We start from the raw sequence: 10,766 nt of genomic DNA on the forward strand, positions 1-10,766 counted from the left end.
TTATAACGACATAGTCGATCAATGTTGTAGGGCTTGGAACAGCTTCTGCGAAGACACAAGCCGAGTCATTTCATTATGCTTTAGAGACTGGACTAAATTGGAAACTTAATTAACGGAATTGGTATTATATATAAACTCCAATCCTGCAGAATAAATTCCCTTTAATATCATCAGTTATTTTCAGAAAATAACTCATACAAATTGGTTGGTAAAAGTTATAGAAAATTAGGTTTTACTATATCCATCACCTATGAAACTGATAATTAAATTGTGTCATTTAAAAATAAGAAAGGAACTACCCAGTAGGGTAGTTGTTTGACTTTTTAGTTGTTGTTTTACTTCTCTGTTTCGTTTGTTATTTGGTTTTTATCTAGCTCATCATCTTCTGGTAATGGTTGGCCTGTATAAGCATGTAAAAAAGCTTCACATAACAATTCACTGTTTGTAGCATGACGAAGATTATTTACTTGGCGTCTTGTACGCTCATCTGTCAGTATTTTTAGTACTTTAGTTGGTATTGAAACAGTTACCTTTTTTACTTGTTCACTTTTTTTTCCGTGTTCAGCATAAGGGCTAATGTATTCGCCATTCCACTTTGTTGACATAGTAATAACCTTTTAAAAAATGTGCCTCTATTTTACCTTGAGATTTTATACATAGCAATCTGAGCGTAAAGAGGGCTAGAAGTCTAGCTATCTAATTTGAAGTTAATTCAACTTATTGTTAGTTATTTTCATGTTTATTTTAATTAGTTGATAATATCTAATAATAAATTACATTGTTAGTTATTAAAGCCGTTTAGACGGCTAAACTATTTTAAGGATTTAATGTGAATACTGTTATTAAAAGCGATTATATTTCTGCTAGCCACTTAGCCCAACTTAACCAAAATATAGCAAATATTAACCAGCACGTAGGTGTTTCTTTTGAGTTCTTTCCTCCTGCATCAATAGAGATGGAAAATACTTTATGGGATTCTATTGAGCGTTTAAAGACTTTAAAACCTAAGTTTGTATCTGTTACTTATGGTGCTAATTCAGGAACGCGAGATAAGACTCATGAAATAATTAAAGATATTAAATCCAAAACAAGCATGGTTGCTGCTCCTCATTTAACGTGTATTGATGCCACTAAGGATGAGTTACGTAATATAGCTCGCGATTATTGGCAGAATGATATTCATAGTATTGTGGCGCTGCGAGGAGATATACCTAAAGGGGAGCTGAAACCGCATATGTATTCTACTGATTTAGTTATCTTGCTAAAACAAGAAGGTGATTTTGATATATCTGTTGCAGCATATCCTGAAAAACATCCAGAAGCACGTTCAGCACAATTTGATTTAGAAGTATTAAAGGCTAAATTTGATGCAGGAGCAAATTGCGCTATTACACAGTTTTTCTTTGATGCTGAAACGTATCTTCGCTTTCGAGATAAATGTATTAAACAGGGGATTGAAGAAGATATTGTTCCTGGGATCTTACCTGTTTCTAATTATAAAACGTTAGTAAAGTTTGCAGGTATGACTAATGTTCATGTACCAGATTGGATGCATAAACTTTATCAAGGCACTGATAATGATCCTATAACTCGTAATTTAATAGGTGCAAATCAAGCAATTGAGATGGTTAAAGTTTTAAGTCAGGAGGGGGTTAAAGATTTTCATTTTTATACCTTAAACCGTAGTGATTTAAGTTATGCTATTTGCCATTCACTCGGCTTACGACCAAATAGTAATTAATTGTTGAGTGAGGATGTTTTGCCACTTTTAAATGGGTTTAAAGAAAGTGTTTTATCATCATTTAAAGAGATGTCATAAAACTGTGGCAAATTGAAATTGATCTGTTCGTCTAATGCATCAGATAAGTGGCTATTAGAGGCATAAAATCGATTTACGTTTTGCACAAAGTCATCTTTAGAGCCAGCAAAATTTAAAAAGGTTTCCACATCATTTTCTGCGTTAGCAATATAAATGTTGAATCCATCATTATAGTTTTCAAAAAAGAATTGAATAAGCCCTTCGCTGATATGAGATTCAATTATATTAGCTGTTTGATCAAAATGCGTTATTTTTAAGTTAATTGAACTCGCTGATAATTTCTTTTTAGAAATATGACTATAGATATCAACAGTACTTTCAAGATGTTGTAATGAAACACCTTTGCGTTCAAAGAAAAATCCAAACTTTCTACCGCTTGTCCATAAAGTTTGTACTGATTTTGTATTAACGGTTTGCAAACGTAATTGAATAAATTCATTTAATTTACTACCGAAGGACTGGCATATTTGTTCACTAAAATGGCGGCTATAACAAAATAGGTCTATTTGTTCTGGCGGTGAAGCATCTTGATGCATTTTTGAAAGGATAGTATTAAGTGCTTCAACTACAGAAAATTCATTATTAAAATGTAAAGTACGTACTTCATTCCATGAGTTTCGGTATATAAAATCAATACTTCCGATTAAGCTTTCTTTATTTTCACCATAAGCCATTACATTATCAACTTGATTTAATGCACTTTCTTCAGTGTCTTGCCAATGTCTTGTTGGATCTTTTTCTACATTCAAGAAAATAGATAAATGCTTAATAACACATGGTGAACTTAATTCTTTATTGCTTGCTTTAGGTACATAAATAGGAAATACAGAATATAAATCTTTAGCAAATTGATTAAGGTTTTTATCAACTAAATCTGAACCTTGGTTATATAAATGCAGTTGAGTATCTTCATCATATAAACCATTTACATAACTCCAAGCAATTATCTTTGATAAATAAGGTGAGTAACCAATTGATGGAGTAACTGCTAGTTCAAAATTTTCTAATGTACTATTGAATAAATACCAGCCAGCTTTATTTTTTTGCTGTTCTGGTATTTGAATAAGACTAAGGTCTGTTTCAACTAAATTAGGAGATATATTAGGGTTAATAATATCAACTTTTCCAGGTAGGGTTTCATGTGCCGCGTATAATTTACGTGACAAAATACTAATATCTTCAGCACTAATTGATTCACTAATATTATTATCACGAGCAAATTTTATTAAATTACGATAACTCATCATTAATGCATCAAGTAATAAAGTATTTGCTTGCTGAACTTCTCGAATTTTCCAGTTGTTACGATTGTCTAAGTCTGCAAGTTGGCTATCACTCCAACCCCATTGCTTAATTAATTTATTTAATATTGTGCGGCGCCAAGCGGTATTTTCACTAACCGGGGCTTTTGATAGCATTTCTTCTGTTTTAAAGTAAAAGCAAACACGTACTAATTCTAGTCGCTGTAAGTCATTAATACTTATTAAGTAATCACTTACTTTACTTAACATTAAACAATATGGGTCTAAGTCTTCATTATAAGAGTCTTGCTCTTGAAAGCTTTTTTTGTAGGCTGTTGAAATCAATTCTATGTTTGGGTATTCCCAAGAATAGGCCTCCATTAAAATGGTTTTTAATGTTGCTTTATATGGATTATCGATGCCTTTATATAATTGCCATAATGTAGCACCAAATAACTCATCAGCAGGGACACAGTGTAATCCACCTAAATCTAACCAGTCATCAGCATTTATTTGCCCTGTTTCACAAAGATTCTTTACATAATTATCGTAATTATATTCATGCTCATGTGGTATTTGACGCCACAGGATACGCTTACCAGCAATGCGAAGAGATGTTCGATAAAATTCATCTAACAACAACATGTGCTGTGATGTACCACAAGAATCGATACTTAATTCTGCTTTGTTATTAACTCGAAATTTATTATCTGGAATGAGAAAAAAATTAAGTTCTACCCCTAAACTTTCAGCCCAGTAGGTGATTTCCCATGCTTTTTGATTAAGCAATGAGACTCTTTTAGGATCGAGTTGGTGTGAATAACAAATCCAAATATCAAGGTCACTTTCAGAACATTGACCAATTGATGAAGTACTACCCATTGCATATAAACCAATGATTTCTGGAGGTGTTGTATTAGGATCAGGTAGGTTGGTTGCAAATAACCGTTGCACCATCGATTGATGTTGCTTCGTTGGGCTAAATTGATAAATTCCAGTAGGCACATCGCCTTCAATGTAACCAGGTAATGAGGGATTATTGAAGTGTAATAATAAGGTAAAACTTTGAAAAACATCAACTTCATCTTGTTTCATCATCGCAATTGCAGATCTTACGCGTAGGCGAGTAAACTCGTCAGCTTTATCACGTAGTTGGATGATTTCTTGATTCAATTTGTGTTCCATTAGGTAAGGCGTTAATTATCATTAAACCACAAAAAACTGTGACCATCATAACATTATATTTTATTATTGGTAAAGGCAGCGTTCCGATATGGGTTGTATAGTAAATAGACTACTTCTCTTCATCTTATGCTAAAAGAAGTAGTCTTTGATGGGGTTATTCTGCTGCTATTTGATAAGGTAATGGCGCATAATAAAGAGTTGAATTTTCTACTTCTTTTATTTGGAAAATATCTTCAGTATTGATCTCTTTTGGTAAAACAGCTAAGACCTCAATATGTCCATCACCATATTGGCATGCGGAAATTACAGTGCCAACTCGTTTCCAATTATTATTCATTAACACTTCAACAGTCTGTCCTACTTTAGGGCAACCAACAGAGCGTCCTGTTAAAATAAATAATGCTCGTTTATTAACACCTCGATATTTAGCTCGTGCAACAGTTTCTTGGCCAATATAACAACCTTTGGTAAAACTAATACCATCGAGCGCCTGTAAATTTAACATTTGAGGGATAAATTGTGCAGATGTTTCGGCTTCAATAAAACCAACTCCAGAAGCAATGTTCATTGCATTCCATAAGCTATCATCAAAAAGCTCTGCTTTATTTTTTAAATCGGCTATACAGGTTTCTGCGATATCATTTTTCATTATCATAAGATAACGCAATGATGGATAAGGTTGCTTAATAATAATAGAGCCGTCTACTAATAAGTTACTCGTGTCGTGATTGGCGATAATATCTTTTTTGTCTGCAATATATTCCGCTGATTTACAGCCAGCTAAACCAAATGCCTGATATTCAGTTTCTATTTGTATTGAGACTTTAGAGAAAGCGGCATATTTTTTAAGTTCTGGTAATTGTATCCTAGACACTGAGCTAGGCTGAGTTAATAGAATACGATCTTCTAAAACAATTACACGAGCAATACTCCATATTTTTCCTTGTGGATTACAGTGTGCTGCTAAGGTTTGTTGTCCCGGTACTAACTTCTCAAGATCACAGGTTAATTGCCCTTGTAAAAAGGCAATACAGTCTTCACCTGTTACACTGATTAAATCCCAGCTATTAAGTGGACAAAGAACTAAGTCGGGTAGTTGGCTAATGTTCTCAAGTTGACTAAGTGTTAGCATGTTTGACCTCATTTATGGACGAATTTGTTTTTTTACAATGTTATAGCTCACAACCTATTTTGTCAGTAGTTGCTGTTAATAAAATGTTGTTGTTATGATGTTGTGCACTTTATAAAAGAATCCTTCATTTTATTCTATTTTTAAAAGGAAATATTAGTCATGACAGAAGAGGTACCTCTTTCTCGTTTATTATGGGCTTGTCGTCGAGGAATGCTAGAGCTTGATGTGCTATTTATGCCTTTTGTAAAAGAAGCATATAGTGGGCTAAGTGCAACGCATAAACTGTATTTTCAGCGCCTATTAACCTGTGAAGATCCAGAATTATTTGCTTGGTTTATGGGGCACGAAAAATGTCCTGATCCTCAGCTTGCTGAGATTGTAGATGTCATTATCAAACGTGTTAAAGTATAAGATCCAAAGTAGACCATCATTATTTGTAAAAATATTGGTACTAACGTTATTTGTTGTTAGTGCCATTTTAATGTTTTTATTATGGGGAGTAGATTGGTTTAGCTTCTTATTTTTAATTGTATATGTGGTCGCTTTTAGCTCTTTAGTCTATTTATTAAAGCTTCCTTTATTTCAGTGTGAAGTCTCAGAAGATGGTTATATTGAAATAAATCAGCTTGGTCGTTTTATAGGTCAGGTTAGTACACGATCTTTTTATAATGCTTGGTTTATTTTTCTGTGTGTTGAAATGGAAGATAAATTTTTAATAAAAGGCACCAAAAAACACAACACACCTAAAAAATGGTTTGTTGTGTTTTATGATGGTATTCCAGAAAAAGACTACCGTTTATTGGCACGTCTTATTAATCGTAAGCATACCGCTTAGTCTCTATTTGGATTTAAGATAGTTGGTTTAGGTTTTTCATCACTATGATCTGGATAATCTAAATTGTAATGTAAACCTCTACTTTCTTTCCTTTGAATTGCACTTTTTATTATTAATTCAGCGACTTGGACTAAATTTCTTAACTCGAGTAAATTATTCCCTACTTTAAAGTTACTATAATACTCAGTGATTTCATGTTGTAATAATTCAATTCGACTTAGTGCTCGTTGTAAACGTTTATCTGTACGTACAATACCAACGTAATCCCACATAAATAAACGTAGCTCATGCCAATTATGTTGAATAACTACTTGCTCATCTGAGTTTTCTACTTGGCTGTCATCCCAGTCTGGAATTTTAGCAAATTTACGCTGTCTATATGATGGAATACGATTAGTAATATCTCTTGCGCAGGCATGAGCATAAACAATGCATTCTAATAATGAATTTGAAGCTAAACGATTTGCCCCATGCAGGCCTGTATAAGTGACCTCCCCTATTGCATATAAGCCATCGATATCTGTTTGTCCATGATGATCAATCATTACGCCACCACAAGTATAGTGAGCAGCAGGAACGATAGGCATTGGTTGCTCAGCAATATCGATACCAAGCTGTAAACAGCGATGGTAAATAGTAGGGAAGTGCTTAATAATAAATTCTTTTGGTTGATGACTGATATCTAAGTACATGCAGTCAACTCCAAGACGTTTCATTTCATAATCTATGGCACGTGCAACAATATCTCGAGGTGCTAATTCACCACGTTCATCAAAATCGGGCATAAAGCGAGTTCCATCGGGACGTAATAATAACGCTCCTTCCCCACGTAATGCTTCTGATAATAAGAAGTTTTTTGCATCTACATGATATAAGCAAGTTGGATGAAATTGATTAAACTCCATATTGGCAACTCGACAACCACTACGCCAAGCAAGTGCTATTCCATCTCCACTCGATACATCGGGGTTACTGGTATATTGATAAACCTTACTTGCGCCACCAGTGGCAAGTGTTACAAAGTGAGCATTAATTGTTTCGACACGCTCGGCTGTTCGATTCCATACATATGCACCTAAAACTCGATTTGCAGGCAGATTAAGTTTACGAGTGGTAATTAAATCAATCGCGTTAAAACCTTCCATTAATGTGATATTAGGATGTTTTTGTACAGCTTCTAATAAAGATTCTTCGATTTCTCGGCCTGTTGCATCTGCTGCGTGCAATATACGACGGTGAGAGTGTCCACCTTCTCTCGTTAAATGATATTGTGTTTGTTTTTGTTCATTCTCTTCAGTATCGAAGTCAACACCTGTCTCAATTAACCATTGCATGCTTTTTTTGGCATTACTGACGGTAAAGCGGACGGCATCTTCATCACATAGTCCTGCTCCTGCTACTAGAGTATCTTCAAAGTGTGATTCAATACTATCATCATCAGAAAATACGGCTGCGACACCACCTTGTGCATAATAAGTTGAACCTTCTGACAGTTTACCTTTACTTAATACAATGACCTTTGTATTAACTGCTATTTTTAAAGCTAAAGATAAACCTGCTGCGCCTGCTCCGACAATTAAGACATCACATGTATATTGCTGTTCAGTTGTTGTTTTATTTTCTGCCATGGCATTATATGCTCTATTATTGGATAAAATGATTAACTAACATTCTGCGGTTCATAGAGTTTATCCAAAAAAACATTTGTTTTGAATTTATTTGGAACTTTCTTTTTTAATAAAAGTCATATCTGTGAGAATCAAAATGACTCACCATAAATATAGGTAGAAAAGCTCAATGAATGAGCGAGAATTAGATTTACAGTTAATACAGCGTATTCAAAACGGTGAGCAGCAAGCATTTTCATTATTAGTACGTAAGTACCAAACGCGCGTGGCTAATATATTAACGCGTTATGTACGTAGTTCTGGCGATATACCGGATGTAACACAAGAAGTATTTATTAAGGTGTATAAATCATTGCCTAATTTTCGAGGTGATAGCGCTTTTTATACTTGGTTATTTCGGATCACGGTAAATACAGCTAAGAATTATTTAACAAGTCAGAGTCGCAGGCCGCCAGCGTCAGATATCGATGCAGATGAAGCTGATAGTTACGATGGTAGTGGTGCTTTAAAAGATGGGGATAATCCTGAAGCTATTTTACATTCTCAAGATGTAAAGCGAGTTATTTTAGGTGTGATAAGTAATTTGCCAAATGAACTAAAGTCAGCGATAACATTACGTGAGCTTGAGGGTATGAGTTATGAGGAAATTGCACAGATAGAAGGGTGCCCGATCGGTACCGTTAGATCTCGTATTTTCCGTGCTCGTGAAGCAATCGATAAACAGCTAAAACCTTTATTAGAAAATTAATTGGAATCCATAATGAAAGAATATTCACAAGAGCTATCTGCATTAATAGATAATGAACTTGATGATGAAGTTGTTATTAATGAACTCCTTGATGATGCTGATTTACAAGAGCAGTTCTCAAGATATCAATTAATAGGCGATATCATGCGTGATGAAGGCAAAGGCTTAGACTTGCGAATTGATGTTACTGATAGTGTCATGGCTGCTGTAGCAAATGAAACACAAGATAAGGTATCCTCAACAATCCCTCTAACCGCGGTAGAAAATAATGTTGTTCCTTTCATGAAGCGCTTTGGACAATATGCAATAGCCGCATCAGTAGCCGCGGTGGTTGTGGTCAGTAGTTTAATGGTTAATCAAACTACTGACCCTGACAATAATGTTACTCCAGTGTTAAGTACTGTTCCATTTGGCGGAGCAGCTCCGGTTAGTTTACAAACTTCACCGGCACAAACTAAAAGTGATATAAAAGAACGTAATGAACATTTAGAAGCATTACTAAAAGATCATCAACTACAGTTGCAAACACAACCTTAAGGTTAACAATGAAATACCGATTGTTTTTAGTTGGAATATTCTCTCTATTTTCATCATTAGCTTTAGCACAATCAATGGCGGCTTCTTCAATAGAGGCGCCACCTTCCAGAAAGCAACTTTCAGCCTTAACTTATTTAGATAATATGCAACAAGCATATAAGCATTTAAATTATGAACTACTCTATATCAACACAGTACAAAACCAGATTGATCCCAAACAAATTATCCACGGAGTAATTAAAGGTAAGCCTATTACTTACTTTCGATTTTTAAATGGAGAAATGCGAGAGTTTGTACAATTTGATGGGAAAATTAGTTATTACGAACAAGGTGGGAAGCCGTATAGTTTAATCACTAACCGTGAGCAAAGCGTTTTTTCTAATTTCGCTAATTTTGATTTTAAGAAGGTTAATCAAAACTACGAATATATTATTCTTGGAAAAGGACGCATTGCAGGCAAAAAAGTAATTGCTATCAGAATGCTGAGTAAAGATGAGTATCGCTACAGTTATATTATATGGCTTGATTTAGATAGTTATTTACCATTAAGAATAGATACTATTAATCAGTCCAATTTAATACTTCAACAAATTATGGTTGTTTCTGTAAAGGTAACGGAGGCAGTTAATCCATGGCTAGAACATTTAAGTCATCAAAAAGCACCTGAAGTACAACATATACCAAAAGTAACGAGCCAAGAAATTGCTCCATGGAATATTAAGTGGTTGCCTAACGGTTTTAAAATAATAAAAGATGATCAGCACCGTCTCATGCTACATGATACAGATCCAATATCATATTTAATGTTAAATGATGGTCTTGTAAGTGTATCCGCTTATATATCAACCAAAGATACAGAAGTAGTGAAGCAGAAAAATATAATTAAACGTGGATCTACTTTGTTATATACAGAGCAGCAAGGAAATATTGAAATAAATATTATTGGCGAGATACCATTAATAACAGCAGAAAAAATTGCTGCATCAATAGAGAGGGTAAAGTAGTGCTGCATGAAACAGGAAAAATTATTGATATAACAGTAGTTAATGGAGAAAAAACAGCTGTTGTTGAATGTATTTCAAAATCAGCCTGTAAGTCATGCGCTAATAATGATAGCTGCGGTATTGGAGTTGTCGCAAAAGGTCTTAGTGATAAAGCTCATCAATTATCCATGCCTTATAAAGAAGGTATGATCATCAATGAATCAATTGAGTTATTAATTGAAAATAAAGATATTGTTAAAAGTTCTATGATTGTTTATGTTATTCCTCTCCTTTTATTTGTTTTTGGTAGCACCTCTAGTTATTTATTTATTGATAATGAACCTATTGTGATTACCATTTCATTAATTTCACTGGCTATAGGTGTATTTATCGCTAAGGCTATCTCATCCAGGCTATATCCAAGCAATAGTTTAAATACTCTGATCAGTACAAAATAACGTCCATATCTGTGTTTTTTTAAACGACTTGCTTGTTAATTAAGCATTCAAATAAATAATCACAAAAAACAGTAATAAACGCTTGCCAATGTGATCTCAATCCCTATAATGCGCATCCACAGACACGGGACGGAACGCAAGTTACCCAGCGAGTTTGAGAATGATTCACAACGTATTAACGCTTCGAGGTTCGCTTCGAA

11 protein-coding genes are annotated in these 10,766 nt (G+C 34.3%); 7 read left to right on the plus strand and 4 right to left on the minus strand.

Annotated features, from left to right (window positions below; genetic code table 11):
• Positions 1–335 precede the first annotated feature (335 nt).
• Entirely contained in the window at positions 336–605 is a 270-nt protein-coding gene (gene metJ, locus E2R68_RS13560) for a met regulon transcriptional regulator MetJ (RefSeq protein ID WP_134278218.1), read from the minus strand.
• Between the two features lie 224 nt (positions 606–829).
• On the opposite strand from metJ, the gene metF reads away from it, so the two are divergent.
• A complete protein-coding gene (gene metF, locus E2R68_RS13565) occupies positions 830–1,741 on the plus strand; it encodes a methylenetetrahydrofolate reductase (protein ID WP_134278219.1) in 912 nt (303 codons plus the stop codon).
• On the opposite strand, the gene E2R68_RS13570 is transcribed toward metF, so the two are convergent.
• On the minus strand, positions 1,738–4,233 hold the full coding sequence (locus tag E2R68_RS13570) for a class I adenylate cyclase (protein WP_208380258.1): 2,496 nt from the start codon (positions 4,231–4,233) through the stop codon (positions 1,738–1,740). The genes metF and E2R68_RS13570 overlap by 4 nt on opposite strands.
• Before the next feature lie 166 nt (positions 4,234–4,399).
• Positions 4,400–5,377, minus strand: a complete 978-nt coding sequence (gene ygfZ, locus E2R68_RS13575) for a tRNA-modifying protein YgfZ (protein ID WP_134278221.1) — start codon at positions 5,375–5,377, stop codon at positions 4,400–4,402.
• Positions 5,378–5,536: 159 nt separating this feature from the next.
• Here ygfZ and E2R68_RS13580 point away from each other — a divergent pair, with 159 nt between their 5' ends.
• Together E2R68_RS13580 and E2R68_RS13585 are read left to right on the plus strand one after the other, a co-directional pair.
• Positions 5,537–5,788: an FAD assembly factor SdhE gene (locus tag E2R68_RS13580; RefSeq protein ID WP_134278222.1), complete on the plus strand. Its 252-nt coding sequence runs from the start codon at positions 5,537–5,539 to the stop codon at positions 5,786–5,788.
• Positions 5,760–6,212 (plus strand): protein YgfX, encoded by a 453-nt coding sequence (locus E2R68_RS13585; RefSeq protein WP_134278223.1) that lies wholly within the window; start codon positions 5,760–5,762, stop codon positions 6,210–6,212. The genes E2R68_RS13580 and E2R68_RS13585 overlap by 29 nt, the downstream gene beginning before the upstream one ends.
• On the opposite strand, the gene nadB is transcribed toward E2R68_RS13585, so the two are convergent.
• On the minus strand, positions 6,209–7,840 hold the full coding sequence (gene nadB, locus E2R68_RS13590; protein ID WP_134278224.1) for an L-aspartate oxidase: 1,632 nt from the start codon (positions 7,838–7,840) through the stop codon (positions 6,209–6,211). The genes E2R68_RS13585 and nadB overlap by 4 nt on opposite strands.
• 169 nt (positions 7,841–8,009) lie before the next feature.
• On the opposite strand from nadB, the gene rpoE reads away from it, so the two are divergent.
• The 4 genes from rpoE to E2R68_RS13610 are packed head-to-tail and all read left to right on the plus strand — an operon-like array spanning position 8,010 to position 10,566.
• Positions 8,010–8,588 carry an RNA polymerase sigma factor RpoE gene (gene rpoE, locus E2R68_RS13595; protein ID WP_134278225.1) on the plus strand — a complete coding sequence of 193 codons (579 nt, stop codon included), beginning with the start codon at positions 8,010–8,012 and terminating at the stop codon, positions 8,586–8,588.
• A gap of 12 nt (positions 8,589–8,600) precedes the next feature.
• Entirely contained in the window at positions 8,601–9,125 is a 525-nt protein-coding gene (locus tag E2R68_RS13600; RefSeq protein ID WP_134278226.1) for a sigma-E factor negative regulatory protein, read from the plus strand.
• An 8-nt stretch (positions 9,126–9,133) separates the two neighbouring features.
• Positions 9,134–10,129 (plus strand): MucB/RseB C-terminal domain-containing protein, encoded by a 996-nt coding sequence (locus tag E2R68_RS13605; protein ID WP_134278227.1) that lies wholly within the window; start codon positions 9,134–9,136, stop codon positions 10,127–10,129.
• Complete coding sequence (locus E2R68_RS13610) at positions 10,129–10,566, plus strand: SoxR reducing system RseC family protein (RefSeq protein ID WP_166738864.1); 438 nt, start codon at positions 10,129–10,131, stop codon at positions 10,564–10,566. Before E2R68_RS13605 ends, E2R68_RS13610 begins: the two co-directional genes overlap by 1 nt.
• Positions 10,567–10,766 lie beyond the last annotated feature (200 nt).

This window comes from Psychromonas algarum (genome assembly GCF_004376845.1).
Lineage (GTDB): Bacteria > Pseudomonadota > Gammaproteobacteria > Enterobacterales > Psychromonadaceae > Psychromonas.